General features: G+C 49.0%; 19 protein-coding genes and 3 pseudogenes. 8 read left to right on the plus strand and 14 right to left on the minus strand.

All coding sequences use genetic code 11. The features are described from left to right. Positions 1–125: 125 nt before the first annotated feature. The gene (locus tag ON05_RS20400) at positions 126–1,835 is read left to right on the plus strand and encodes an MBL fold metallo-hydrolase (protein WP_010473468.1); all 1,710 of its coding nucleotides are present in this window, start codon (positions 126–128) and stop codon (positions 1,833–1,835) included. On the opposite strand, the gene ON05_RS20405 is transcribed toward ON05_RS20400, so the two are convergent. Further along, positions 1,832–2,143, minus strand: a complete 312-nt coding sequence (locus ON05_RS20405) for a DUF6679 family protein (RefSeq protein WP_010473466.1) — start codon at positions 2,141–2,143, stop codon at positions 1,832–1,834. The two genes, ON05_RS20400 and ON05_RS20405, sit on opposite strands and share 4 nt — an antisense overlap. 278 nt (positions 2,144–2,421) lie before the next feature. Between ON05_RS20405 and ON05_RS20410 the strand changes: the two genes are divergently transcribed. Further along, a complete protein-coding gene (locus tag ON05_RS20410; protein ID WP_010473464.1) occupies positions 2,422–3,120 on the plus strand; it encodes an HAD family phosphatase in 699 nt (232 codons plus the stop codon). A gap of 28 nt (positions 3,121–3,148) precedes the next feature. Here ON05_RS20410 and ON05_RS20415 read toward each other — a convergent pair. Continuing rightward, positions 3,149–4,668 (minus strand): annotated as a pseudogene (locus ON05_RS20415) (SagB/ThcOx family dehydrogenase). A 60-nt stretch (positions 4,669–4,728) separates the two neighbouring features. After that, the gene (locus tag ON05_RS20420; protein WP_029315197.1) at positions 4,729–5,385 is read right to left on the minus strand and encodes a TIGR02281 family clan AA aspartic protease; all 657 of its coding nucleotides are present in this window, start codon (positions 5,383–5,385) and stop codon (positions 4,729–4,731) included. 36 nt (positions 5,386–5,421) lie between these two features. Here ON05_RS20420 and ON05_RS20425 point away from each other — a divergent pair. Both ON05_RS20425 and ON05_RS20430 read left to right on the plus strand, forming a co-directional pair. Next, a pseudogene (locus tag ON05_RS20425) lies at positions 5,422–5,766 on the plus strand (aldo/keto reductase); the annotation flags it as partial. 249 nt (positions 5,767–6,015) lie between these two features. Beyond that, positions 6,016–9,639 carry an NB-ARC domain-containing protein gene (locus ON05_RS20430; RefSeq protein ID WP_010473451.1) on the plus strand — a complete coding sequence of 1,208 codons (3,624 nt, stop codon included), beginning with the start codon at positions 6,016–6,018 and terminating at the stop codon, positions 9,637–9,639. Between the two features lie 25 nt (positions 9,640–9,664). Here ON05_RS20430 and ON05_RS20435 read toward each other — a convergent pair whose 3' ends face one another. The 3 genes and pseudogenes from ON05_RS20435 to ON05_RS20445 form a co-directional block, all read right to left on the minus strand. Continuing rightward, positions 9,665–10,111: a DUF4347 domain-containing protein gene (locus ON05_RS20435; protein WP_010473450.1), complete on the minus strand. Its 447-nt coding sequence runs from the start codon at positions 10,109–10,111 to the stop codon at positions 9,665–9,667. 84 nt (positions 10,112–10,195) lie between these two features. Then, positions 10,196–11,292: pseudogene (locus ON05_RS20440) on the minus strand (IS630 family transposase). A gap of 139 nt (positions 11,293–11,431) precedes the next feature. Further along, positions 11,432–12,346: a pyridoxamine 5'-phosphate oxidase family protein gene (locus ON05_RS20445; protein WP_010474149.1), complete on the minus strand. Its 915-nt coding sequence runs from the start codon at positions 12,344–12,346 to the stop codon at positions 11,432–11,434. Between the two features lie 547 nt (positions 12,347–12,893). Here ON05_RS20445 and cpdA point away from each other — a divergent pair. Both cpdA and ON05_RS20455 read left to right on the plus strand, forming a co-directional pair. Next, positions 12,894–13,691, plus strand: a complete 798-nt coding sequence (gene cpdA / locus ON05_RS20450) for a 3',5'-cyclic-AMP phosphodiesterase (RefSeq protein ID WP_010474147.1) — start codon at positions 12,894–12,896, stop codon at positions 13,689–13,691. 91 nt (positions 13,692–13,782) lie between these two features. Then, positions 13,783–14,136, plus strand: a complete 354-nt coding sequence (locus ON05_RS20455) for a hypothetical protein (RefSeq protein ID WP_236618974.1) — start codon at positions 13,783–13,785, stop codon at positions 14,134–14,136. Here ON05_RS20455 and ON05_RS20460 read toward each other — a convergent pair. The 4 genes from ON05_RS20460 to prfB all read right to left on the minus strand — a co-directional run bounded on the left by ON05_RS20460 (position 14,133) and on the right by prfB (position 18,793). Next, positions 14,133–16,457 (minus strand): tetratricopeptide repeat protein, encoded by a 2,325-nt coding sequence (locus tag ON05_RS20460; RefSeq protein WP_010474143.1) that lies wholly within the window; start codon positions 16,455–16,457, stop codon positions 14,133–14,135. The two genes, ON05_RS20455 and ON05_RS20460, sit on opposite strands and share 4 nt — an antisense overlap. A gap of 270 nt (positions 16,458–16,727) precedes the next feature. Continuing rightward, on the minus strand, positions 16,728–16,895 hold the full coding sequence (locus tag ON05_RS20465; RefSeq protein WP_262562080.1) for a hypothetical protein: 168 nt from the start codon (positions 16,893–16,895) through the stop codon (positions 16,728–16,730). Positions 16,896–17,026: 131 nt separating this feature from the next. Continuing rightward, complete coding sequence (locus ON05_RS20470; RefSeq protein ID WP_010474141.1) at positions 17,027–17,686, minus strand: Fe2+-dependent dioxygenase; 660 nt, start codon at positions 17,684–17,686, stop codon at positions 17,027–17,029. After that, positions 17,683–18,793 (minus strand): peptide chain release factor 2 gene (gene prfB / locus ON05_RS20475; RefSeq protein WP_139025801.1). Its coding sequence is split into 2 segments (ribosomal slippage): positions 17,683–18,720 and positions 18,722–18,793, totalling 1,110 coding nucleotides; the frame shifts between segments, so codons are not numbered across the junction. Before prfB ends, ON05_RS20470 begins: the two co-directional genes overlap by 4 nt. A gap of 250 nt (positions 18,794–19,043) precedes the next feature. On the opposite strand from prfB, the gene ON05_RS20480 reads away from it, so the two are divergent. Then, positions 19,044–19,838, plus strand: coding sequence for an E3 ubiquitin ligase family protein (locus ON05_RS20480; protein ID WP_029315231.1), 795 nt, complete (start codon positions 19,044–19,046; stop codon positions 19,836–19,838). A 41-nt stretch (positions 19,839–19,879) separates the two neighbouring features. On the opposite strand, the gene ON05_RS20485 is transcribed toward ON05_RS20480, so the two are convergent. From ON05_RS20485 to ON05_RS20500, 4 genes are all read right to left on the minus strand, one after another. Next, positions 19,880–20,275: a VOC family protein gene (locus tag ON05_RS20485; RefSeq protein ID WP_010474135.1), complete on the minus strand. Its 396-nt coding sequence runs from the start codon at positions 20,273–20,275 to the stop codon at positions 19,880–19,882. A gap of 188 nt (positions 20,276–20,463) precedes the next feature. Beyond that, positions 20,464–21,657, minus strand: a complete 1,194-nt coding sequence (locus tag ON05_RS20490) for an ISAzo13 family transposase (RefSeq protein WP_262562083.1) — start codon at positions 21,655–21,657, stop codon at positions 20,464–20,466. Positions 21,658–21,979: 322 nt separating this feature from the next. Continuing rightward, positions 21,980–24,559, minus strand: coding sequence for an S-layer family protein (locus ON05_RS20495; protein WP_085945132.1), 2,580 nt, complete (start codon positions 24,557–24,559; stop codon positions 21,980–21,982). 313 nt (positions 24,560–24,872) lie between these two features. Continuing rightward, positions 24,873–25,544, minus strand: coding sequence for a diguanylate cyclase domain-containing protein (locus ON05_RS20500; RefSeq protein WP_010468609.1), 672 nt, complete (start codon positions 25,542–25,544; stop codon positions 24,873–24,875). A gap of 766 nt (positions 25,545–26,310) precedes the next feature. Between ON05_RS20500 and ON05_RS20505 the strand changes: the two genes are divergently transcribed. Continuing rightward, a complete protein-coding gene (locus ON05_RS20505) occupies positions 26,311–26,751 on the plus strand; it encodes an NADAR family protein (RefSeq protein WP_010468611.1) in 441 nt (146 codons plus the stop codon). Positions 26,752–26,756 lie beyond the last annotated feature (5 nt).

Here is a 26,756-nt window from a genome sequence, read left to right on the forward strand (position 1 = left end):
GACCTTACTCAACTGTTAGGTTTGTTTTTGGATTGATATGCAGGGACCCTGTAAAAAATTCGGTCTCAGGCTTTTGCCTAGGGCTGAAAAGCTTTAATGGATCAGCGGTGCAAGTCTCGAAACTTATGTCTTCAGTACCAGTTGAATGTTTTCCCTATGGTGTTGAACCCCAGACCGGTGTGTGCCTAGGACTGAGGCTAGGGCCGTATCGAATTTTACTGGACTGTGGATTAGCCGATATTTCTGGCTTACTAGCAGATGAGTTGCAGTCCGATGCCGTTGTGGAGCACCCTTCTGAGCAGCAGCCTGCTGATTTTGTCGTCTGTTCACAAGCCCATGCCGATCACGTGCGCGGGTTAGGAGCGTTGCGCCAATCCTTTCCCAAAACGCCGATCTATATAAGCCTTGAAACTCAGCAAATATTGAGTCACCTGGAGGCTGATCCATGGGCCTCTGAGTGTAATCCCATTGCCTGGAATACGCCGTTTAACTTGACTTCAGACTTGTCCCTAGAACTGATTCCTGCGGGGCAGATGCCTGGAGCAGCAGTCTGTTTACTGACCTATACGGCGAAGGCTGAGATAGGAGAAGTCTATACCGTTGCCTATACGGGGGATTTTTATTTAACTCATACTCGGTTTGCCCCTGCCTTATCGACCGCCAGTTTCAAAGACCGCAGGATTGATCTGTTGATTGTGAAGGGGGGCTATGGAACCCTGCAACACCTCCCTCGGAAACAGCAAGAAAGTGAGTTGGTACAAGCCCTGCTGCAGGCGTTAGCTGCCCAACAATCCATCGTCATACCCGTGCCTCAGGTGGGGTTGGGACAAGAGCTGTTGATGTTGATTCGGACGAATGCAGAATTCGCCCGCCAGCAGGTCACTGTTTGGGTCGATGAGACGGTGGCTCAAGGATGCGATGCCTATGGCCAGATCTTGGCATCCTTGCCTGCCAGTATTCAAAACTTTGCTCGTCAACAGTCTTTGTTTTGGCAAGCCACCGGACAGCTACAGATCCAGCCGCTAGGGGTGATGACTCAATTACCTTGTATTCTTCTTGTCCATCATCAAACGGATCTGGGGCAATATGCTCAGGCTCTAGGAGAGCAGGTGCTGGTGTTAGACCCCATTCCCCCTCAATCGCCTCAAGCATTGCGAGAGCATCCTCAGGATGCCAAGGGAGAACCGATGAGCCTTCCGGCTTCCTGGCAGAGACAGACTTTTCTGCTGGCACAAGCCTGTGATGGCCCTAGTACGACTCAGTTGATTCATAATAGCCGTCCCCGCCATGTGGCGTTTTATCACCGCTCGCCCCTAGTGGTTGAGGATTTAATGCAAATCCCAGATCTACAGAATCGCTATCAGCTTCATCCTCTGATACCAGGGGAGCGACTAAAGGTGGGGTTAGCAGAGAGTGCCTCCCTACCTCAAGAGGCCCTGGCTCCGCCTTTGCAAACCTATAGGGGTGAACTGGTGGAGTCAGGATTATCTGTCACCTTGAGCTTAGGGGCTAATATTCTGGAAGACCCACGGTGGCAGACCTTTGCGGATACTGGCTTAATTGAAGCGGTTTGGCAGGGGCATCAACTGGTGATTCGAGGATTGTCTCAGGCAGAAATATTACGCAGTAGTGCGAGCCAACACCCTGTGGATCGTACTTGCTGTGCCAATTGCCATTACTACCGAAACCAACGCTGTTGGCAGACAGACTCTGCTCTATATGGCTTTAAAGTGTCTCCTCAGGGAACATGTCCGGTCTATGCACCGATAGGGGATAGGTCAGGTGACTTAGAGCCGGGGTCAGAAGACTTCGACGACGAAGGAGTAGATGTTTAATCTGAATTATTGTCTGGGTGGGGGTTGGGGAGTTGTTCTGCTTCGGGACAGTCATCTGAGACCATGGGGTCAATATTATGTTTGGGAACGGCCGCTAAACGCGTGGTGACGGCTCCAATACTTTCGATGCGGACCATCTCTTCCCAGGCGCAAATCTCATCATCTTCTTCGGTTTCATAGCGAATGGTGACGATATCGCCATCTAGGCCCGTCACACGGGCGCGATCCAACCAGCGCTGCTGGTCCCGTAAGTAGATCCAGACTTCTTGACCGTTATTGTAGAGTTGGTAGATCTTGCGGTCTAGCATAAGTGGCCTCTCCAAAACAACGTTCAAACAGCGGACATATTAGAAGATCAAAGACAGTAAGCACCCGAGTAATCAATTTGACGCCGTTTCCCCCATATCCGACTTTGCTTTACTGTTCAATCCAGTGTAGTCTATTAACTCGGATCACGCCTGAGTAGGCATTCAAGAACTAAACGTGAGATCGCATTGCCGGAATCGGTCTGTTAGCCTACCGCAAAATTGAAACGAGTGTAGCAGCAATTGCTGCGGTTTGGTTATTGTAAGTTTGATAAGCTCCCATGCCCCTGAAGGCAGTTTTATTTGATTTCAATGGTGTTGTGCTAGATGACGAGCGCATTCACCAGCAGATTATCTGGGAGATGATGGAGCAAGAAGATCTGCCCCTCACTCAAGAAGAGCTGCAGCTTCACTGTCTGGGTCGAACGGATCGGGCATGTTTTCAAGATTTGTATGCCAGCATGGAGCAGCCTCTCAATCAGTTTCAGCTGCGGCGGTTGTTGTCCTTCAAAGCGAAGGCTTACCGCCAATATATAGAATCTTTGGAATACCTACCGATTTTTGAAGGCCTGATCGAGCTGATTGGGCAATGCCTAGATGCGGGGTTGATCCTGGCCATCGTCAGTGGCGCGCTCCGGTCAGAAGTGCGACTGGTGCTTAAACAACTGTCTTTGGAGGAGGCCTTTCCGATTACCGTCACCTCGGAAGATGTTAAAAAAAGTAAGCCGGATCCAGCAGGGTATCAATTGGCGATTAAGCGGCTCAATCGTAAGTTTCCTGGTTTGGATTTAGACCCTTGTGATTGCTTGGCGATTGAGGATAGCTTTGCGGGTATTCAGGCAGCCAAACAGGCCCAAGTTCCTGTGGTGGGAGTGGCGCATACCTTGCCTTTTCATATGCTGCAACGTCAGGCGAATTGGTGTGTCGATTACCTACACCAGATTGAACTCGATCGAATTCAAACCATTTTTGCGCGTTAAAATCACGGGTCACTGACGAAGCCCTCCCTTACTCCTGAGCAGGAGGGGGCGGTTTTCCTAGGGTCGTTATGTAGAGGACGGCTTCTTCTTCTGGGATGCCTAAAACTTCGTTTACCTGATCGTCAAAGAAGCCACCGATGCCGCTGACCCCTACCCCCAGGTGTGTGGCGGCTAGGTTTAAACGCTGTCCCAGATGTCCCGCATCCATGTGGAGATAGCGATAGGCCCGGTCACCGTAGCGTGCGATCGCACTTTGCAAATCAGCCGTATGAAACACAATGGCAGCGGCATCTCGCCCTAGATCCTGACCTAAGCACAGATAATGGGATTCTCGTCGGAAGTTCTTAAACCGAATTTGTCGTAGTTCCTGGGCCTGAACTGCATAGTAGTAGCAGCCCGTGTCTAAATCGGTAATATCTAAAACGGCGATAAAGGTTTGGATTAGCCCTAAATCGAAAAAGCCCGGATCGCCATCTAAGCCTTGCTCTTGGTAGCTTTCTGGACAATAGGTGAAACTGAGAAGGCCACTTAAGGTGTCTAAGCTCAGGGATCTCCTGTGAATTTGCGGGTGGAGCGGCGTTTGAGAATACTTTCTTTTAAGTCAATTAAGTCTTCTCCCCAATCCACGGGAGTGTTGGACAGCGGCACTTTCAAGCAAAAGGGAAAATTGTACTTATCTTCTTTGGTCGTTGTGGGCAGAAGGTTGTTATAGGTAATGTCTTCGGAGGCAATACTGGTGGCAGTGTGGGTATAAGCGAGCAGTTCACCATCCGGCAACTTGGGAAAATCTTCTACGGTGGGAGAAGGCAACAGGGTGGGGGCAGGGGGTAAGTTTTGGGCGGCCTCCAGTAAGTCAGCTAAGGCGAACGCCGCGACGACGCCTTCTTGATCGGCGTCAAGATATAGCAGTTGGTTAAAGGGCTGATCGACAAAACCGCCAATCAGGTGGGCTTTATAGTCACAAATGGAAGCGGCTAGCTCAATATTGCCTAGTAAATGGCCACTGTCCAAGCAAATCCGCCGATAGGCGCGGTCTTCATACCGCCAGGCAGACCGATGAAAAATAGCGGTGACCACTACGGCCAATTGAGTTTTCGCCAGGGCAGGATGCCAAAGACAAGCAGATTCTAAGGCTGACCAAACATGGCTGTCCCAGAATCGTAACAAGGAGTGGGTGCGGACCTGGTAGTTATAGAGTCCGGCGGGGAGGACGGTGCCTTCCCCGGCAATGACATAGAGTTCCGCTGGATAGAGGCCTCCTGCGGATGGAGCCGTCCTTAAGTAAAGGGGATTGTCCGGGTAGGGAATGACGGCGGTGATGCCGTAGCTACAGTACAGGAGCCGGGATAACCGTTGCCACTGCATCTGAGAAGCATCGACCCCTTGCTCTAGGTATTCTTTGAGCCCAATGGTAGTGCCAAATTTATAGTCCTTGAACGGCACGGGCTGTTGGCTGAAATCCAGGGAGCGCCCCCGTTGCGAGAGGGTCTCTGGATCATATTTTGTCCGTTGATGGTAGTGCTGGGTAATGCTAAGGACATCTGCCATAAGGCTGGGAAAAGGGTAAACAATGCACCTTCAATCCTGGCACACCCATTTAAGCATTGCCTACCGCTTGTGGAACTCGATTTGATTTCCGCGAAAGGTGAAATCATACTTTTGGAGAAAATCTTGGCCCAGTAACCCCATGTCCATATCGGGTCCAGCCACGGCCACGGGTACTTGGTAACTCTTTAAACCACCCACTTCCATGGCCTTGACATACACAATCGGAAATTCTGCATAGCCATTGGCTGTGGACGCCCCGAAGGTACCCACGACATCAGAGGTCCCGATACCCAGCGCTTTGGCCATGGGTCGAGTAATGACGGTTCGGCTAGCACCCGAGTCCACTAACATTTCAAAAGTGCGGCGACTATTAAATTTGACGTCCACAATGGCCACGCCCCCGGATCGGCGTTTGATGGGGACGAGGCCCACTTTGCTCGTGGCTTTTTTGGCCGATGTCGGCTGAGAAGAGCTGCCCTTAAACCCCGTCTGTTGGAGCTGCTTGAGTTGACTGCGATACTGCTTGAGTTGAGCTGCTTGGCCAGGTGCAAGAGGAATTAGCTGATCGATCACTTGAATCGCTTCAGACCAGTTTTGGCGATGGACTGAATCTTGTAATTGTTGATTTAGACCCGCCACGCTAGATTGAGCTTTGGCGGAAAATGGCGTTAGGGTCAGAAGCAGGCTGAAACAAAAAACGGGGATAGAAACCTTCATAGATGGGGAGAGGCAGCGAGAAGTGAGAGGGCAGCAATGGAGACTCGATGCTTGGGAAGCACTACTATTCAGGTTACCCCAATCATTATGGGGACCTGGCAAGCTGGCAAACGAGGGTGGGTAGACATTGACGATGCTGAAACTATTCCCACGATTCAAGCTGTGGTGGAGGCTGGTATGACCACCATCGATACGGCAGAAGTTTACGGGGATGGGCATTCGGAGCAAATGATTGCCAAGGCGGTCTCGGATCAGCGATCGCAACGGGTCTACGCGTCTAAAGCCTTTGCTAATCACCTCAAGTATGAGCAAGTGATCGAGGCGTGCGATCGCAGTCTGCACAACCTGCAAACGGACTACATGGACCTCTATCAAATTCACTGACCGGTGATCAGACGTTATCTGCCGCAGATTTGGCAGCCATCGATCAGATGGGCCGGATCGTGACGGACATTGGGATCCTGACCCAATGATGTGGATGGGGTAGCCCTGACATCTAAAGACTTATGAGGAAGAGGAGCAAAGACTTCCAGCTTTCGGTTTAGCATATCCATGTTGCAGGTGAGATGAGGGTCGTTTCATGGGACTTCAAGGTAATGGTAGGCAAGGGTCTAACCTGGGAGGCTAAGGATGGCCGATTCCCTGAAAGCCTCTGATTGGGGACTAACGCTCATTGATCGGGCCCGACGGATTAAACGATGGAATAAAACCTCATCGGCCTGGTGCCGTGCTTCCTATACGTCCCGATCCACCCTCAATCGTTTTTGGTCTGGGGCTGCGATCCGCAGCGAAGCTTTTGTTGCCATTTGCGAAGCGGTTGGAGTCCCTTGGCAAGATGTGGTTGAGCTGGACCCTAACCTCGCTGATGAAGAGGTATCCGTTGCCACCTTGACCTCGACCAAATCCAATTTGCCCAGCCTGACCCGGCAAGATTGGGGAGATGCACCCGCCATCAACGACTTTTATGGTCGTTTGCCTGAGCTGGAATTGATGAGTGACTGGATGCTTCAGGCTCACTGTCGCTTGATTATGGTGCTAGGCATGGGGGGCATGGGTAAAACGGCTCTCGCTGCCAACCTGGCCTATAGCTTGACCCAAGAGTTTGAATGGGTGATCTGGCGTAGTCTTCGGAATGCCCCACCCTTGGACCAGCTCCTGACTGAACTGATTCAGTTTTTGAGTTGTCAGCAAGAAACGGTTCAATTTCCAGACAATGAGCAGCGTTTGCGGCACTTGATGACCTATATGCGCAATGCCCGCTGCTTGATTGTTCTCGATAATGCTGAATCTATTTTGCAGGAGGAGGATTACCAGGGCCGATATTTGGCAGGGTATGAAGGCTATGGAGAATTCTTCCGGTGGATGAGCGAAACAGCCCATCAAAGCTGCTTGTTGTTAACTTCCCGAGAGCAACCTCAGGGACTGATTGCCCAGGAAGGTGTCAATCTTCCGGTTAAGTGTCTGCGATTAGAGGGATTACCCCTAGGGGAAGGCCGAGAGCTGTTTCAGACCAAAGGCCAATATGTGGCCCAGGAACAGGAGTGGCAGGCTGTGATTCAGCGCTATGCGGGGAACCCCTTGGCCATTAAAATCGTTGCTTCAGCCATCCGCGACTATTTTGACAGCGATATTGGCCAATTTTTAGCCTTTGTCCAGCAAGGTCCATTTATCTTTGACGATATCCGCGATTTACTGGCCCGCCAGTTTCAACGTTTGACTGCCTGTGAGCAAGAGGTGATGTATTGGCTTGCCATTAATCGCGAACCCCTCTCCTTTACCGATCTCAAAGCAGATTTGGTCAAGAATGTTGCCTTTAATGATTTGATGCCGGTCTTGGTTTCCTTGCAACGCCGCTCCCTGATCGAAAAAATCAGAACTGGATTTACCCAACAGCCAGTTGTGATGGAATTTGTGACCCGAGAGCTGATTGAAGCCGCCACCCAAGAGATTGTCGATGGGACCCCTCATTTACTCAGGACCCATGCCTGGGTCAAAGCCCAAGCTCAAGACTATATTCGCAAAACCCAGGAGTCCCTGATTCTGAAGCCCATTACCGATAAACTGCTAGATTTACTGGGCACAAAAACCACCATTGAAGCCCGCTGTCAGCAAATTTTAGCTCCCTTACATGGACAACCCTACCAAGACACGGCCTATATTGCTGGCAACGTCTTGCACTTGCTTCAGCGCCTAGAGATGGATTTAAGTGGCTATGATTTGTCAGCTCTAACGGTGTGGCAAGCCAATTTGCAAGGGGAAAACTTAGCCCAGGTCAATTTTGCCAACACAGATTTGAGCCGAACGGTTTTTACGGAAATTCTCGGCAATATCCTGGCGGCGACCTTTAGCCCTGATGGTGAGCTGTTAGCCACCTGCGACAATCATTACAATATTCGGCTATGGCAGATTAAAACGGGCCAACAAGTCACCCTTTGCCAAGGCCATCAAAACTGGATTCGAGCTATTTCCTTTTCACCCCAACCCTCAGAGATTCAGGGAGAAGGATATTTATTAGCCAGTGCTTGCGCCGATCACACCGTCAAGCTGTGGCAAGTATCCACGGGCAGATGCTTACGGACGTTGATAGGCCATACCCATGAGGTCTTCTCTGTAGCCTTTAATCATGATGGCACTCTGCTTGCGAGTGGGAGTGGGGATGGCACTGCCAAACTTTGGCAAACCCACTCCGGTCAATGTCTCCAGACCTGTGAAGGCCATCAAGGCTGGATTCGATCGGTGGCCATGCCGCCCCAGTCTGCATCGGCACACCCCCCGCCTGTGGTAATGGTGACGGGCAGCGAAGATCAGACGCTTAAGATTTGGGATCTGACGACTGGGGAATGCTTACAAACCGGGAAAGGCCATCATGGACGGGTTCGTTCGGTTGCCTTTAGCCATGACGGGGACTATCTGGCCAGTGGCAGTGATGATGGCACGGTGAAACTGTGGGACTTCCAAACAGCCCTCTGCTTGCAAACCTATGAAGGACATCGGAGTGGGGTCTATTCCGTGGCGTTCAGTCCGACGGCTCCTATTCTGGCCAGTGGCAGTGCCGATCAAACTGTGAAGCTATGGGATTGCCAAGCGGATCAGTGTCTGCGCACCTTGCAGGGCCATACCAACCAGATTTTTTCCTTGGCCTTCCATCCCGATGGACAAACCTTAGCCTGTGTCACCCTCGACCAAACCGTACGGCTGTGGAACTGGCAAACGACCCAGTGCCTCAGAACTTGGCAAGGCCATACCGATTGGGCCTTACCCGTTGTCTTTCACCCCCAGGGACAGCTGATTGCCAGTGGTAGCGGTGATTCGGTGATTAATCTTTGGGACTGGCAACAGCAAACCGCAATATTAAAGCTGCGTGATCATCGATCAGTGGTCCGGTCCCTGGCCTTTAGTGATGATGGTCGTTACCTGATTAGTGGCGGCACGGATCAGACGGTGCGCATCTGGAACTGCCAAACGGGACGATGTGAAAAAACCTTTTATGATCATCCCGATTGGGTATTTGCCGTGGCGTTGGCTTCTGTATCGGGTCAGGAGGGGTGGTTTGCTAGTGGTGGGGGTGACCCAGATGTGCGGCTTTGGTCTGTGGAAACGGGTCAATGTCAGCATGTGCTAAAAGGACATAGCGATCAGGTTTGGTCGGTGGCTTTTAGCCCGGATCGTCAATCCTTAGCCAGCGGCAGTACGGATCAAACGGTGCGGCTGTGGGATGTGCAAACGGGAGAGTGTCTCCAGGTATTGCGGGGGCATTGCGATCGCATCTACTCCATCGCCTATCATCCTGACGGTCAAATCCTAGCTAGTGGCTCCCAGGACCATACGGTCAAATTGTGGCACGTCGATACGGGTGAATGCCTACAGACCTTGACAGACCATCAGAGTTGGATTTTTGCGGTGGCCTTTAGTCCGAGCAACGCTAGTCAACCCTCTATTTTGGCCTCTGGCTCCCATGATCACACCATTAAGCTTTGGGATGTACAAACGGGGAAATGCCTAAAAACCTTATGTGGACATACTCAGTTGGTCTGCTCAGTAGCCTTTAGCCCTGATCGTCAATATCTTGTCAGCGGTTCGCAGGATCAGTCCGTGCGAGTATGGGATCTCCAGACGGGAGATTGTTTGACGGTGTTGACGGCTCGGCTCTATGAAGGAATGGATATTACCGGTGCCAAAGGGTTAACCACTGCCCAGCGGATTACGTTGCAAACCTTGGGCGCGATTGATCGTCAGCTCCTATCATCTGGGTGATCGCGAGGACGGGTGCCCTTTGCTGTTAAGACAGGGCTGTGACCTTGGCCCCGGTTAGTAAACCCAGCCATGAAACTAAGGCTAACCCTGCCCGGCTGGTAGTTAATTCGCTACTGTAAATGATCATTTCGGTTGTCTGGGTTAAATAGGAGCGCCATTGCCGAAATTGATCGGCATAGGCCCAAAGGTTATCCTCACTCAAGCAGGTGCTGCCCACCTTTAATCGTCCTGGAGCGCTATGGCAGATCAAATGTAGGTTCGTCCAACCTTGAGATTGGCTGAGCAGGGATTTCATTTGAGCAATGCCATCGGTTTGAGCATTCAACACGCAAACTTCCATTCCGAGCAGTGGACTGGCGAGTAAATATGGATAGTTCTGAACTGCCGCATCAACCATCACTAGGGTTGAGGTGGTCAAGGGACGATCGCCTGTGGGAGGAAAATTCTGGGGCAGGGATTGAGCGCTAAGCATAATGGAGTCTCGATTAATGAAGAAAATGCTAGTGCTGAGAGAGAGCAGAATCAAAAGTAGATATCACACTTTTTAGGATATACTCTAGACGGCTAAGATATTAACTTTCTTAAAGGACTGAAACTTGAGTGATAGCAGGCTTGTGAGTTTCGCCTTATGCTCACCATTGCACTGGTCGAGGCACTGTTGAATGGCTCCCTTAAAGGCGGGGAAATCAGCATAATACTTTGAGTAGAGACATTCTTTGCGCACAAAGCGCCAGAGCCGCTCAATTAAATTCAAATGGGGTGAATAGGAGGGCAAATAGACTAACTCAATATCGACGATCTCAGCAAAGTCAGTCACCAGCTGGCATTTTTGATATCGGGCATTGTCTAAAATGACGCTGATGGGTATGACTGGGTCGAGTAGTGCGAGCTTGGCTAGCAACAGACACATGCTATGAGAGTTGATGTAGGTGTGGTTGGTGATACTGATGACGTCTTTGGTGACAGCGTTGAGTGCACCGAGAACATTGAATCGTTGACGGCCAGAAGGAGAAGGGATGAAGATCCGACGAAGGCACCAGAGAAACCCCAGATAAGCCCGGTGAACAAAATGAGCAGCATCCACAAAAAGACAAGACGCTCTTGGCGTTGAGCTTCCTCTAATAAGGGTTCAAGGCGAGTTTGTCGAAACTGCTCTTGTTCCTCAATTTTCTCGGGCAGACTCGACTTTCCCGGCACATACCCCACTTTTCGATAGCGACAACCGATGCGCTTGAGGAAGGCTTTGATCTGGGTTGGAGAACGCTTAATACCTGTCAATTGTTCAATGACTGCTTGGGCTTCTGCACTGGTGCGGGGCGGGTGTTGCTCAAAATAGGCTCTCACACTATCGCTATGAGCGTTGAGTGAACTGGGTTGACCTTTATATTCCAGGGTCTTCAGTCCTTCAATTCCTCCTTGTTGATACAAACGAAGGGTTTTGGCTAAGGTCGGACGGCTAATCTGACAAAGCTGGCAGATCTGGGCATGGGCAAGACCTTGACTCTTTAAGTAGAGGACTTCCATCCGTCGCTGTACCCGTGGGTGAGGGTGATGATAGCGTTCGTAATTGAGGTGTTGGATTTCCTCTGCGGTGAAATCAATTTTAATCATGCAAATAGGGGAGTCGGTTGAGGGATACTCCCAGTCTGCCAAATCTCTCCACTACAATGTTAAGCCGCAAGTCGTCCGCAGTATACCGATGTTGATCAGGAAATTTGCCTCACTTTTATCTCAGTTTTTCCCAGTTTTGCCTAATACCTCAAAATGTTTATGAGACCGTGCTTTCAGGGATTTAAGGGGTAGAAAGTTGCGGAGGTATAACGGGGGAAAATTCTCCAAACTGCCATCGCAGTGGACAAGCATGACGAATCTCCCTCACCTGTTCAATCGTTACCCTTACAAGGCGCTGGGCCCCATTGAACTGTTGCTGGCGAGGGTCATCCCACAATAGCTCTGCCTTGCCAGTCAATTGCAGCGTATGACCGTGGTCAAAATCTATGATGAGTAGTCCCACCTGAGGGTTGACAGCAATATTTCCAAAAGACTGGAACATATTATTGCCTTTGTAATCCGGGAACAGGAGTTGATGCGGATTCACCACCTGTAACACCCCTGGAAAGCCTCCTCGGTGGGAAATATCCGCTCCCTTCTTTGGATGGGCCGTAGCGATAAAAAACGTATCTGCATGGGCAATCCAATCTTGCTGGGCGGACGATAGGTGTGATGCTGATTCTGCAGGGGTAGGGGTGGTCCTGGCATGGTCGCTAGATATCAAATAGCGGGTTTGAAGGTATTTCGGACAGTTGAAAAAGACCTGCTGGACCTGAAGTTGCATGCCTTGTTCGGTCACGTTTTCAGCATAGCCATTAACCCGTAAGCGACGGCGAGCTGATAAATCTAGGGTGAGAAGTCCTATGGCGGAGTTGGTATGAAGATTCTGGAGTAGTTGTGAGTCGATGGTGGAGATGGGATTCACGTTTAGCGTTTGGGGGCCGGTCACGGTTAGGAAGCCGGGTGGACCGGTGATCAGAGAGGCCCATAGGCGACCGCTGGGGGCGATGGAACTTGCGATCGCAAAAGGTCTGGACCGTAAAAATTCAGTCGCTGCTGGCTCAAACCCGTGCTTAAGGGCACCGGATACTCGTTGGGCCGCAGCTTCCACCCCTGCTTGCTGTTGAACGGCCAGTTCTCCCTCATGAAAAGGCATGATTAGCTCCTAAATGAGATATATGAATAGACCCTGGTATTCTCACCTATAGAGATAAAATAGCTGATTTAATCCCTATAGTTAGATAAAATCATCAACAGGGCCTATCAGCTCTTTTTATGCAGAAATATCACGAAATATTGGCTATTCTAATGCTAGTCCAGACGGTTCTCTTGAATAACCGAAATTAGAGCAGTGCCCTTGTTCATATCATTTTGAAACAGCATCAAAATGAGACGTAAATAAACTCTAGTGGAAGTAAAGGAAAGATGAGGATACAAGCTTGTGCTGGCCCGCTTTAGAGAGCTGTGATTTATATCACGCCAATCACTGGCTGAGAACATTACGATCAGGCTTGTGCCTAGATAGGCTAGAGAACATAACCTGAGAGATATCCTATCAAGATTGGGCATGCTCATGAGTAAGAGAAAGCAAAAATCATGAGGACAGGATTTTTTCCGTCTAGCTGATTTGTCACTATCCAATCAGGTATCCTTTAGGTATAGCTATCAAGGATATTTTTTGGCTTCTAACTACTAGTAACGGGATGAAAAAAAGCTCACCTCTATTGATTGCTCAATTGTCGGACTTGCATTTATTTGCAAACCCTGACCGTGATCTCTTAGGGCTGAATACTTTTTCTTCTCTAGAAGCAGTCGTACAGAAATTAAAACAGCTTCCTGTCCTTCCTGATCAGCTATTACTGACGGGAGATTTAGCACAGGATGAAACTCCTCTTGCTTACCAACTGATCCAATCCTTAATTGCCCCCCTGCAAATCCCCACCTACTGGCTACCAGGGAATCACGACCATCTACCCACCATGCAGGCCACCTTTACAGCGCCTAGCTTTCAGGCTCAAAAGTCTTATCAGATGGGAGATTGGCACTTTTTACTTTTAGACTCTAGCGTGACTGGGAAAGTCTATGGCGGCTTGTCACCGGAGAGTTTAGATTGGCTCAATCAAGAACTAGAGCAGTGCGATCCCCAGCCCACACTGATTGCGCTTCACCATCCTCCGTTTGCGATTAAATCGGATTGGCTGGATCAAATTGGCCTCCAAAACTCGGACGATTTATTTGCCATTCTCGATAGACATCCCCACGTTAAACTGGTGGTCTTTGGTCATATCCATCAGCAGTTTGAACATCAGCGTCGGAGTATCCATTATCTCAGTACGCCATCGACCTGCATTCAGTTTGCTCCTCACAGTAAAACCTTTGCCCTAGATCATGCACAGCCAGGATTTAGGCTCTTTCAGCTCTATGATGATGGCTCTTTTGAGACTGACATTCATCGCGTCATGTTTGAGAAAACCTTAGATTTTTCTGCCAAGGGATATTAAGGTTTTGTTGTTAATTTCATTTCGACGCTCGTCCTTCAGTATGCTGCTTATTAGAAGGATACTGAGTCTATAACCGCTCAAATAAATTTATATGCTAGCGCTATACATGCTTGGAGCGGGTCTGATTTTATCTGGCTTGTTTATGGGGTTGACATGGTTCGGTGGGCGGGTGGTTCGCCAACAAGGACCTAGGTTGGGATTTGTGGGGGCTGCCTTGATGATGGTGCTAGCCCTGCTGCCCTTTGGCTATCTGACGACTTATGTTTGGCGAGCATTTCAAGCCAATGGATGGGCAGAACGGGCCTATCAACTCTGTTTTACCGCTGCAGTGGCCGTGCCGATGTTTACGGGCGTATGCTGTGCGCTCTTGTTACTGTGGGCCTCCTTAGTTGCCCAGCGGCGTCAACGTCGGCGGCGCCAGCGGCGGGTGCGTCCGCGGAGTTAAGGGGTAGTGGTACAGGCCAACACCCGCTGAACCTGACAGGGCGCATCCATGGCTGTGAAGAGTTGGGTCGCTTGGTGGAAGGCTTGGTTGCGATCACAGATCTGATGCATGGCCTGATAGGTCAGCCCCCACTGAAAATACGCTTCTGCCAAGTCACAGGTAGCATTGAGGGGTTTGAGCAGGGCAATTGCCTGATCATGATCGACCACTGCGAGGTTAAATTTGCCTTGCAGTCGGTGAATGACGGCACGTCCCGTTAGGGTTCGGGCCTGGATATGGGGATAGTGGCTGGCTTCTGCCACGGTTAGGGCCTGTTCAAATAGAGCATGGGCTGAGAACAGGTCTCCAAGAGCGGTGTAGGTTTGGCCCAGGAGCTGCATAAAGAAAGCCAGGCGGGCGGCTTGTTCCGTCTTGGGCAGGCGCTCTCCCCAGGCTTGGGTGGCGAGCTGTTGTGCCTGCTCAGTCTTGCCGAGGTGAGTCAACACCAGGGCTAAGCAAATGGAAGCTTTTGGCACCCAACGGTCCTGGTCGGTTTGAGTGGCAATTTTGATTACCTGCTGGAAGCAATGGGCAGAATGTTCTAATTCCCATAAATCTATGTAGTACAACCCTAAACTGAGGTGGGAATCGAGGACTTGAATTTGAAAATGCCGGTGGTGGCGAGGGTCTAAGTTGGGTGATGCTAGGGCTTGAGTGGATAGGCTGAGGGAGTCTTTTTGTAGCGCAATCCCTTGGCGAATCTGCCCCGTGCTCCAGTAGTAGTCCGCCAGAATATTTTGGAGTTCGCAATAGCTGCGATCGCAGGGCAGATGCGTCATCAATGACGGTAACTCCCCCACTAGGGACTGGTGCAACCCCATCCGATAAAGGCTGCTGCCCAAGGATAAGTATTGCTGCCACTGGTTTTGGCGCACCTGGAGCAGTACGGCTGCCGCATGAGGATAGTCTTGAATGGCCTTGTAGTGATAAAAGGCTTCTAGGGCCTGCAAGGCATCTTCAGTGGTCGTCAGAGTCTGGACGCTATCGGACCAATATTGGGCGGCATAGCGGTGGGCCTGTTGCCAGTCAGGACTGGGCTGCAGACGGGTAATAGCGGCAGCACGGGTGACGGGATGTAGCCAATATCGACCTTGGCGGCACTCCACCAAAGATCGGTTTTGCAGAGACATCAGACTGGCCCGTTGTTTCGCTTCTGGTACTTCCCAGAGCAAGGCTAAAACGCCTGCTTTTGAGAGGGTGGCTAGGGTCTGATACCGATAACACCCCAACCGACAAAATAGCTGATAGGCTTGGGGGTCCAGGTTTTGGAGACGGTCAATTTGATTATTAATCAGATGGGCGAGATCCGCCGCAACCAGTAAGTCCTGCTGTTGATCTTGCCAAAAAGCGGCTGCATCGCCACCAAAGTCGGACCGGATCGACCCGCAGAGCAGGGTCATAGCCTTGGCATTGCCCCCATAGGCTCGATGTATTTGCGCTAGTAGCGTTGGGTCAATGGTCAGCTCCTGCAACTGAAAGTACTGCTGCCAAGCCTCTACATCTAAACCTGAAAGCCGGTAATGGTGTAGGTTGAGGCTGGCTTCACAAATGCGATCGCGACTCGTCACCAGGGTTAATCCCAAATTGCGAGGATCTGTCAGGACTCGAAATAGCTCCACATACTGGCGATGCTCTCCAATCAAGAGCCCTTGCTGATCTAGTGCAGGTTCCAGATTATCCACTAGGACTCCAATGGGGCGTTGGTGGAGATGGCGTTTTAAGCGATCTAGACTAATGCCAAATTCTAGTCCTGGCTCTTCATGTAAATCCCGTGTTAACCATTCCTCCACCACCCGCTGGACCGAGGTGATATTGTCGGGCTCTTTGGCCATCAGTAGTTCTAAGACGATTGCAAAGTTTTGGCTCTGCAAATATTGCTGGGCCAATGTCGTTTTACCCAGCCCCCCTTCTCCTTGGATGGCAATGGCCGTTGCCCCTTGCTGGTTGAGGTGGTTGAGGTGGTGGATGGCTTGATGTCGCCCAACGAAGTCGAGCCGATAGGCCTGTTTAGATGGGACTGATCCATGCCTATGGACTGTCAGAACCTGGCGGAGGTTCTTTTTGGTGATTTTCTCGCCCAATATCTGGGATAAGAGCTTCCATAAATCTGACCCTACATCTTTGGCATGGCCTTCAGTACAGCCATAGGCATCGGCAATGTCAAAGTATTTGTATCCCAGCCAAACCTGCCTCAGAATCGTTTGCTGTAATTCGCTGAGACGCTCACCCGTTTGAGCAATCACAAGCTGTTCCACTTGTCTCAGGGCCTGATCTGCATCCATGGTTGAGGGAACGATCTTTCCGTAATCTCCAGTCTAGCCCAGCCCTAACCAGGGATAGATAGGAAAAACCCCACCGGTACTATGGCTAAAAACCGGTGGGGAAATGAGATCTGCTGTGAAAAATTGGTTAGAGGCTCTAAAACCTGTTAGGTATGGACATCTTGACTCAACACCCACGGTCCCACTTGCGGGAAACATGTCAGTAGACTGGTTTTGTCTGTCATTTGTTTCACAAGTCGGTTCTGAATAGAACCCCGACCTATGAGACCGTTACCAGTACTGCTCAAGGATCCAGCTTGGGGCAGATAATTGGTCAAGTCCTCCGTATAGGCGGTTGGCACAGACGGAGGTGAGGACGACAAACTCACATGGGAGTGACAGGAATGGCAGCTCGCTCAAGCTCGCGGGGTAAACCGGAAGAGTTGTGGCGGCTGACATCGCCTTACTTATTAGTATTCCAGCCTCAGGTCTGAGAACGTGATGGCGCTCATGTGTACCTTGTATAAGCTGGGGTATAAGTTTTCTGGTGTGTGCAAAAAAAGACAGATTACCGCCAAACCCTGTGCATTTTACTCTGCCCACTGACGCAACAGATTGGCATGGCTTTTAGAAATGAGGTCAAATTCTGGGGTTTTTCCGTGGGTGGCAAACAGAGATCGCCGAGCTGTATCCAAATCAAATAACAGCTCGCGTTGTTGGACATCCCGCACGAGACTCTGCACCCAGCCCACGGCCACCAAGCGGGTCCCTGAGGTGACCGTCTCGACCCGGTGAATGGTGGACGACGGATATGCGATCGCAGATCCTGCTGCCAATTTATAGGTGTGAACCCCATCGGCTAGCTCCACACAGAGTTCTCCCCCTGTATAGTCCTCGGGCGCATTGAGAAATAGGGTAAAGGACACATCCGAGCGCGCTCCCCCCATAAAGGCGTTATCCACATGGTCTCCATAGGACATACCTTCCTGATAGCGACTAAATAGCAGTGTATGAATGGAACGGGGTTGAATCGCGACCTTAAACAAAGGATGACGCAGGAGAGCGGCCTTGACCCGCTCTTTCAGATCTATACTACAAGTCGCTTGGCCCGCAAGTTGGGTATTGTTTTTGACCAATTTGGCGTGCCAACCTGCCGTGGTTTTGCCATCGACAAAGTCTGCTGTTGCCAGCAAATCCTTTATCTCGGCGAGTTCTTCGGCGGTCAGCACTTCGTCAATCGTTAAGATCATGAAGCGATTTGATTCTCCTGACGCAAGTACGCCTCAATAAAGTTATCTAGGGCGCCATCCATCACACTCTCAATCGCGGTGGTTTCTTGGTTGGTCCTTAAGTCCTTCACCATTTGGTAGGGATGAAACACATAGTTGCGAATTTGGTTGCCCCAGGCTGCTTCCACGGCATCACCGCGAATATCAGCAATCTCTTTGGCCTTCTGTTCTTGAGCAATTACTAACAGTTTGGCTTTTAGCAATGCCATGGCTTTTTCTTTGTTTTGCAGTTGCGATCGCTCCTGGGTACAGCGCACTGCTAATCCCGTCGGCACATGGACAATACGCACCGCCGTTTCCACTTTATTAACGTTCTGGCCTCCCTTACCTCCGGATCGAGAGGTGGTAATTTCCAAATCCGTATCGGGAATATCAAGCTCCACCTCGTGATCGAGTTGGGGCATGACTTCTATCCCAGCAAAACTGGTTTGCCGTTTGCCATTGGCGTTAAACGGGGAAATACGCACCAAACGATGCGTCCCCTTTTCCGCTTTCAGATAGCCATAGGCATAGCGTCCTTCCACTTCCAAGGTTGCTGATTTAATACCAGCCTCGTCCCCTTCCGAGAGTTCTGCCAGATGCACCTTATACCCCTGGCGTTCTGACCAGCGAGTATACATGCGCAGCAGCATTTCCGCCCAATCTTGGGCATCCGTCCCACCGGCTCCCGTATTGATGGTCAGTACAGCTCCCACCTTGTCATAGGGGCCTGACAAGAGCTGCTGTAATTCCCATTGATCGAGCTGCTGATTGAGCTGTTCTAGGTTCCCTGCCGCTTCTTGTAAGAGGCCTGCATCTTCTTCGAGCTGCAGCAATTCGACTAAGGCTTCGGCATCGTCTAGGGTGCCTTGCCAGTCCTGCAGTTGGGTCAAATGGGCTTTAAGGTCGTTGAGATCTTGTAAAACCTTTTGAGCTTTTTCCTGCTCATCCCAGAACTCTGGCTGGGCTGCGAGTTGTTCCAGATCGTTGATTTGAGCGTTGAGGGCAGGCAGGTCAAAGATACTCCTGAGTTTTACCCAGGCGCTCAGATAACTGTTCGACTTCTCGCTTTAGCTCTAACACTTCCATAGCCAAGTTGTACTCAAAACACATTCCTGATTGTAGTGGATTCATCCCGAAGTTAACCGAACCCTCGACATTGCTTGGACCCCGCTTCTCTAGGATGAGTGATGTACCCCTCGGCACCTTGGCAGCAACCCATGTTTAAGACATGATGAGGATTAAAGCTTCGGTAACTTTGCAGGAGCCCCAGTCCTCTATCTCAAGCGATGTTGGTCAGAACCAAAGCATTCTCGGGCCAACAGGAGTGCAAGCTTCCATGAAAATCATTGGCATCATTCTGATTGTTATCGGTATTATTCTGTTTTTTGTTTACTCCAATCTCAAACGGAAACTGGCGAGTTTGCGCCAGGCCCGGCCTGCTAGCATTGCGGAGCTAAACCATCTGGCCAGTGAGATTGCTCTAGAGATGGGCTCGGGGAGCTGGCGCGATTACGTCAAACTGAGGGGCACGATCCAATGTGATCAACCCTTAATATCCGAACTCAAGCAAATGCCTTGTGTGCATTACAACATGACGGTTGTTCGGGAGTATGAAGAACAGGTAACGGAACGAGACAGTGATGACAAGGTGGTCACCAAGACCCAACGTGGCTCGGAAACCCTCTCGCAAAATCGTGAGTCTGTGCCTTTCTTTTTGCAAGATGATACGGGTGAAATTTGGGTAGAGCCTGAGGGGGCTCAAATTGAAACGGTGCGGGTGTTGGATGAATTTAGTCCAGAACAGCCTTCGGGAGGACAACTCTCTTTTGGTGGTTTTTCCTTATCCCTCAGCAGTGCCGAAACGGGGCGGCAGACGATTGGCTACCGCTATCAGGAGTCCGTATTACCGGTTCAGCGGCAAGTCTTTGTGGTGGCTCAGGTCAGCGATTTCAACCAAAGCCTCATTCTGGAAAATCCAACGACGAAAGGCCAGCGATTTGTGATTTCCCTGAAGTCAGAGGAAGCCTTAGCCCAAACCACACAAACATCAGTTACTTATGCTTTCTATGGCATGATTTCGACCTTAGTGGTTGGAGGACTGCTCGTGATCTTTGGGTTGCTCTCTGCTTAGAAAGGTATATGGTTTGGCTAGCAATCCCTCCAGTACTGGAGTTAAGAGGGTTTAGGGAAATAGCTAATAATCGATAACATCGCGCCTTGTGGATCTTGAATAATGGCAAAGCGGCCCACATTGGGAATGTCAGTTGGAAGTCTCATCACTGTTCCCCCAAGTTCTGTTGTGGTCTTGGCCGTTGCATCTACATCATCGACGGTGACATAAATGCCCCAGGTGGGTGGACAGCCGGCCGCCTCGTCCGGTATGGGCATCAATCCTCCCCCCACTTCTTTCCCGTTAGACTGCAGTACCGTATACATCATGCCGGGCATGGGTTGATCCTGCATTTCCCAACCAAAGAGCTGAGCATAAAAGGTCTGAGCTGCATCTGTATCTGTTGTCATCAGTTCGCACCAACTAAAAGTACCATGCTGTTCCCAAGGGTTAGCCATTATGTAATGCTCCTACAGACGTTGAAATACACTTTAGTAGTTTATATGTACTATTGTTGAAAACAAGTTAAGTTTTATCTAGCGTTCGAGAAGTGTGGATAAGCTTGAATTTTCTTATATGTTGTCGCGAGATGTAACCCACTCAACTTCAAGGGTGGTAAGGGATCTACAAATAAATAAGGTACCCATCAATTGGGCACAATCTTGATATCCCATTTGGGTAACGCTTCAGAACATAGCCATTGTTGTTTGTAGGCTTCTAGCTCATCTGAGGGCACAGTAATGTTCTTTTCATAGGTGCCCTCAATCAAATGAACCAAAGGCTTCAATCCATTCCAGGTCATATTCGATGCCCACTGGACAGCCGTATCAATGGAGTTGAGGATAGTGCCATTCCAATATTGTTCCAAGGCTGCCCAACATCGCTCAATCGGATTGTATTTGCTGTGATAGGGCGGATAGTAAATCAGATGAACCGATAATCGTGTCATTTGGACAAACTCAACCATACGCTTGATAAATTGTGTGCGGTTACTGCGCACTGCAGAGCCGCCATCAAGGTTAATTTCTAATCCCTCTATCTGAGGATAGTTATCGTGATGTTCGCGCCACCAAGCCTCTAAACAATCAACAATAAAATCAGTAGTTTCAGCAGACTGACCAAAGTAAATTGACAGTTGCCCTGCGAGCACATCGAGAATCCCGAAGGGTACCAAAATAGCGTCCCAATGGTCATCATGGTCATTGGCTTTTGTCGCGTCTAGGGTACGAGCTTTGCCGCCACGAGAGAGGTTGCCAATTTTAACTTTGGCTTTGCTATCAATCGAGATGCGCAATAGGTTGGGGGCCGCATCGGCAGCATAATTGGCTTGAGCGACATTTGCGAAAATCGCATCGGTTTGCGGCAGTTTTTTCAGGGGTTTAACTTTTTGGGTTTTTAAGCGATAACCCATTCGATTCAATAGATTGCCGATGGTTTGACGGGTTGGTAATGCCTCATCGCTGTAGCCTTTCTCCTCAATCAATGCCTCACGCACGGCCCTGGCACTGATACGGGTGTAGTACAACGTTGATTTGAACTTCGGATCAGCTTGGGCTTCACCATCAACTAAATCCCGAATGTCAGTTGCTAAATGGGGTAGTTTCGTTTCGCTAAGCTGACGACCTCGGGCTTGATAGTTGTCAACGCATCTAATGCCAGTCCGTCGTTCATCAAGGCCCAGTTGAACACTGGTACGTCTCCAACCTAAATGACGCTCAGCTTTGCGGGCAGAGCCGTCCAGGTAGTCTTCAGCCACTTTTGCCATGAATGCTCGCTTGTGTGGGCCTGTCAGTTTCTTGGCGGCATCTCGAAACGTCTCTTTTATAGGGGCATCTAGCATCAGATATCCTCAAAACAATCGGTCAATCATGTATTGACTTGTTTCTTAGATTCGCAGGTACTTTATTTCTTGGCAAGTCCCTAAATGGTCTAAGACTTCACTCTTTGCGAGGTAAGGCAACTGATAACGCATAAGATAAACGTCTGGCGGTTGTGTTTCATCCATATGTTCTAATCAGTCAAATGGCTTATGCGACGTGACCTCTTTGGTACTAGCTATCTAGTTACGCGGTCCTGCAACTTCGGTTGAATGTAGTAATATCATGTTCAACGAGATTAGAAGCCATCAATCGCTCTGTTTTTTGTCGCCAGACCAGTTGTCGTTAGCAGTGAGAAATAGGGTGACTGGAATGCAGTGGTATCAGTTGCGTCGTTCCAGCCGTTAATACAATACGTCCTTGTTCATCACGAGCCCAGCTTTGGGCCTCAACTATGTTGGCTTGAGTCTTTGTAGCAGGTGGCTGTCTGGAGGGTTGTATCGGAGTGAGCTTAAATTTGCTCACATTTTTAGACGTAAAAGATTTGGAGTTTAATGATGGAGAGTTGCGCAAGTCGTGCCATATAGCAGGTGCTGTTTGCAGTTGACTGGGACTTAATGGGACTCCTCCATGCCCAACGTCCACGAACGTGCTATTCCCTAATGCCTGACCAGGACGGCATCCCCGTTCGATGGTTTGAGAAGCTTCGACTGTCTCGGGCAGATCCGTCAAACTGTCACTAGGATCAATTTCAGGATTGTTCACTTCAACGATGCCGTTGAGAGTTGGGTCATTTTGGGAAATGGCAGTGATGTCGCTGAATACAGTTGGCTGATTGTTAACCTCTAATCCAAACAAGCCTTGAGTGGTAATTGAGATTTTGCCACCTCGCCCAGACGTTGCATTTGCCAAAATATCGCTATTTTCAGTCGGTAAAGCCACAATCAAAGCAGCATCAATATTAATATTGCCGCCATCACCAGGGCCATTGGCTGTGGCAGAAATCAAGCTATTATTCCGCATCACCAAAGCATTACTGATATGTAAATCGATATCACCACCATTCCCAGAGATTGTGGATGCCGTGATGCCTCCTTGGTTGGCTAGGAAGATGCGATCAGCAACTATTTGCAAAGTTCCAGCATTCCCTGGTCCATCATTTCTGACACTGACAGAAGCGCCATTCGTAATCCGTAGATCTGGGGTATTAATCTTGAGGTTCCCAGATCTTCCTGTTGGAATAGGGGGTAGTCCAAAAGCAGCGCGTAACTCAGGACTAACAAGACTCCCAGAAGCAACAATTAGGCTACCTCCACGACCTGATGGCGCTCGGCCATTAACCTCAATAGATTCTGTGGCATTGATCGTTACGCTTCCTGCCGTACCATTTGCAAACGTTGAAGAATCTACTCTGGCACCATCTTTGATGACCAACCGTTTTGTATGAATGGTTAAGTCACCTGCAGTACCACTTGCCAGACTAGGAGCTGTTACAGCACTGACTGAAAACAATTTAGGATCTATGCCAACAATCTCAATTAGTTCCGAGACAGACAGCGTTAGATTTCCTCCGTTGCCACTACTTAAGGTTGCGGATGTTACTAAGCCACCTGCACTTACCCTAAGGTTTGGAGTCGAAATAAATGCATTTCCAGCGTTCCCCGATCCAGAAGTGTTGGTACTTAGCAGGCTAATCAAACTTGGATTTAAGGGTGAAGAGCCAAGGACGGCTATGGAATCAGTGGCATTAATGTTTAAAGTCCCCCCTGTGCCAGAGCCAATAGTACTGACAGAAATGAGTCCCCCTTCTTTAAGAACCAGTTTGGGAGTGGATAATGCAATGTCGCTACCACGACCAGTCGTCAAAGTGGTGGCCGTAAGGCCGCTGCGGATATTAGTTTTGGGATTAGCACCAGTCAGATCAATCGCATCAGAGGCGTTAATAACCAAACTCCGTCCAGCCTGATTCCCCCGATTTTGAATCCGAAGAAGTGAACCATCCGTTAAAGACACACGATTGCCTTGTACATGAATGGAGCCTGTAGGACTACCGTTGAAACCGCTACCATCGACTAAGGTTTGTTGAGAAAGTTGGATATCACCAAATCTTTGAACATTTTGGTAACTAAAACTCCACCCGAACGAAGAAAGTTGTATAGGGACAAAACCGGTCTGTACCCCTCCAAGGTGAATACTTCCCCCTGGTGCCGTGAGTACTTTACCGTTCAGATGCAGAGTATTACCAAGAAGTGCCAAAGTTTTGGTTGGTTTGACGGTTAAATCAAATTGACGACTTCCAGTCCGTTGCGAGAGAGGAAACAGTGGGTTTGTTGATATCAGCTGATGTCCTGAACCTTGAGCAATGATTTTTGCAGATTGATCATTGAACTGTAAGCCTAACGGCACCCTAATCGATAGTGGGGGAGGAGCTTTAGGATTGGCTGCACTATACTCAGCGTTGTGCTCAAAAATGAGGTTAGTTGCAGTGGTGGCAATAAAAGAGCCATTGAGATCCAAGGAGGCATGTGGTCCAAAATAGATACCTGATGGATTCATCAAGAAGAGGTCTGCATTACCTACAACGCCTAAGGTGCCATTGATTGTTGTGAACCTTCCACCAGTGATACGGGTTAGAATCATGTCAATTGCTGTTGGGGGGGTGAAGTAGGCTGATTGCCCTGGTGAAATATTTAAGTTCTGAAGACTATGGAATAAGAGTTTCCCTCTAGAAGCGCCACCTTTAATGATGAAACGATTATTCTGTGGTTCAACGATAGAGTGTTCGTTAACTAAAGATTGGTCTGGCGTTATTTGAGCATTACTAGGTAAAAGAAATAGGCTCCAAATTGCTACAGCCTTGATCCATGGAACTAACGTCTTTATCCTTACCCACTTTAATGCGGGTAGATATCTAAGCTGCAGCATCTATGCGTTTCGGAGAAACTACCTACAGGAGATATCGGTTAATGCTGAGGCACTTACTTAGTGATTAACGAAAATTTATGATGGAAAAGCTGAGTCTTCAGATTCGTGAACTTTAACCTTTAGTCACATTGCACAATTAACCCGTGATTCTCTTTGCTTAGCATCATGTATATAGATGCAACAAACCGACTCCCGCTTGCCGAAATGGTGCTTGTCCCGGCATCCTGCCGTCAGTCCTCACATGGATCAGATCGGTTGATTATTTAGTGGTGGGAGTTGCTTTGAGATAGCAGTACAGAAATAGAAGCTAGACTTATCGGCCCCCTTCTTGAAGAATGACGCGGTTGCCGCCAGCTCTTTGGGCTTGGCGGAGAGATTGTTCGGCGGCAGCGATGAAATTAACTGGAGATAACTTTGGGGTTGGCACAATCGTCGCAATCCCCAAACTTAAGGTAATGGCTTGGTCTGGTAAAGGAGAAGTCGGACTGTCCTTTAGCGCTTTGACCCGGAGCCGAATTTTCTTGGCGATACAGGCTGCTTCATCAATGGAGGTTTGAGGGAGCAGGACCGCGAAGGTATCGCCATGATAGCGGGCCAGCATATCTGTAGAGCGCTCAATATTGGCTTGAATGACTTTAATCACTTGTCCAATATAGGTGTTGCAGGCTGAGTCACCATATTGTCGGCGCAAGCGGTCAAAGTCATCTACTTCACATAGAAATAGAGATAAAGGCTGTCGGTCTTGCTCCAAACGTTGCCAGATACTATCTAATCGGGTATCAAAATGAGAACGAAGTGAGACTTGCACCACACTTTTGCGAGTCCATCGCTGCTTCACTTGCCGATAGAGACGTTTGGGCTGAAGGGTTTGCCATAATTTCAGGGGCAATGATTTCAGCGCAAAAGCCTTGGGTTGCTGCAACGGTTCAAATGAATCTGTTGGTTCTGACAAATCATTTGAATAAAAAGGAGGTTGAAAAGACACTCTGGTACTCCATAGAGCTGAATCGAAGCTGAATCGCCAACTTCCTCATCATTTGGATAAAGTTAACCAGGTATCTTGCTTCAAAGAGAACCTAGTATCTATGGCCTTTCTCCCCTAAGGTCATAGAAACCGTTGACTCGCAGTTAGCAATATCAACGTGCATATCGAGGAAGAACCGATTCTAAACGGTCTGAAAGCTATAAGGAATGGCTGTTTAACAGCCAAAGACGTAGTATTACGACTGAAAATGCAAATCTATCTTAGCGCAACAACGGCTGAAGTTTGATAATTCCTGTGACAAAAGTTTTGGATGGCCAATTTTATTCATTTTGGTGAAAAATGCCTCGTCCTAAGAAGGATTAATGCTTGACGATTGGCTTTTGTAGTATTTTGTAGTACAATTAATTATGATTGTCTTAAGCTTTGCAAAATCAACATGGTTAAGTGTATTTACGCCTGCATAATTCCCAAAAATGAGCGAGATAGTAACAATATGCAGAAAAATCTTGATAATCAAGGTTAACGGTTATTTAAGGCCTTCTAGCGTTACTAGTTAAAGATAGCTATACACTCTAAACTTGATCACCGATACGAAGATTAGATTAGTATGCATTTCCTGCATGGATATTTGTGGCTCTTCTGACCCTATAAAGCTAATAGAATGCCTTGAATGTAGAAAAATCTCAATATTTTCGGTTCTATACTTATTTATTTCAACCATCAGCCTGAGTCTCAAAGAAATAGATCAATTAGTTAGTAGAAAAAGATGGCAATTTACTTCTATTCAAGTAGAGAGAAGCCCTATGGTTGTTTTTCTAATTTTTCAGCCCATGGGTTGACCCTAGATGGCGTTTGGTGGCCAACGAGTGAACATTATTTCCAAGCTCAAAAATTTGTAGGCACTCCCCATGCGGACCAAATCCGTCAGGTGAAATTGCCTAAGGATGCGGCTCGTCTAGGAAGACAGCGGACTCGACCCCTACGGCCTGACTGGGAAGCCGTAAAAGATGATGTCATGCGTCAAGCGGTGCTGTGTAAATTTGAGACCCATGCAGATATCCGAGACATTTTATTGTCAACGGGTCATCAAGACTTGGTTGAGAATGCGCCTGGAGATTATTACTGGGGCTGTGGCCAGAATGGCACAGGTAAAAATATGCTGGGGAAAATTTTGATGGAAGTGCGAGAGAGATTGCGGGCGGGTTAGCGCGA

It is taken from the genome of Acaryochloris sp. CCMEE 5410, from assembly GCF_000238775.2.
In the GTDB taxonomy this organism is placed as follows: domain Bacteria; phylum Cyanobacteriota; class Cyanobacteriia; order Thermosynechococcales; family Thermosynechococcaceae; genus Acaryochloris.

Bases quoted from the DNA above. Each gene is read 5' to 3' on its own strand.
- ON05_RS20420 (WP_029315197.1), bottom strand. From the start codon at position 5,385: ATGAAGGTTTCTATCCCCGTTTTTTGTTTCAGCCTGCTTCTGACCCTA.
- ON05_RS20405 (WP_010473466.1), bottom strand. From the start codon at position 2,143: ATGCTAGACCGCAAGATCTACCAACTCTACAATAACGGTCAAGAAGTC.
- ON05_RS20455 (WP_236618974.1), top strand. From the start codon at position 13,783: ATGCTAGCGCTATACATGCTTGGAGCGGGTCTGATTTTATCTGGCTTG.
- ON05_RS20490 (WP_262562083.1), bottom strand. From the start codon at position 21,657: ATGCTAGATGCCCCTATAAAAGAGACGTTTCGAGATGCCGCCAAGAAA.
- ON05_RS20505 (WP_010468611.1), top strand. From the start codon at position 26,311: ATGGCAATTTACTTCTATTCAAGTAGAGAGAAGCCCTATGGTTGTTTT.
- ON05_RS20495 (WP_085945132.1), bottom strand. From the start codon at position 24,559: ATGCTGCAGCTTAGATATCTACCCGCATTAAAGTGGGTAAGGATAAAG.
- ON05_RS20435 (WP_010473450.1), bottom strand. From the start codon at position 10,111: ATGCTTAGCGCTCAATCCCTGCCCCAGAATTTTCCTCCCACAGGCGAT.
- ON05_RS20445 (WP_010474149.1), bottom strand. From the start codon at position 12,346: ATGCCTTTTCATGAGGGAGAACTGGCCGTTCAACAGCAAGCAGGGGTG.
- ON05_RS20465 (WP_262562080.1), bottom strand. From the start codon at position 16,895: ATGTCAGCCGCCACAACTCTTCCGGTTTACCCCGCGAGCTTGAGCGAG.
- ON05_RS20400 (WP_010473468.1), top strand. From the start codon at position 126: ATGTCTTCAGTACCAGTTGAATGTTTTCCCTATGGTGTTGAACCCCAG.
- ON05_RS20430 (WP_010473451.1), top strand. From the start codon at position 6,016: ATGGCCGATTCCCTGAAAGCCTCTGATTGGGGACTAACGCTCATTGAT.
- ON05_RS20480 (WP_029315231.1), top strand. From the start codon at position 19,044: ATGAAAATCATTGGCATCATTCTGATTGTTATCGGTATTATTCTGTTT.
- ON05_RS20460 (WP_010474143.1), bottom strand. From the start codon at position 16,457: ATGGATGCAGATCAGGCCCTGAGACAAGTGGAACAGCTTGTGATTGCT.
- cpdA (WP_010474147.1), top strand. From the start codon at position 12,894: ATGAAAAAAAGCTCACCTCTATTGATTGCTCAATTGTCGGACTTGCAT.
- ON05_RS20470 (WP_010474141.1), bottom strand. From the start codon at position 17,686: ATGATCTTAACGATTGACGAAGTGCTGACCGCCGAAGAACTCGCCGAG.
- ON05_RS20410 (WP_010473464.1), top strand. From the start codon at position 2,422: ATGCCCCTGAAGGCAGTTTTATTTGATTTCAATGGTGTTGTGCTAGAT.
- ON05_RS20485 (WP_010474135.1), bottom strand. From the start codon at position 20,275: ATGGCTAACCCTTGGGAACAGCATGGTACTTTTAGTTGGTGCGAACTG.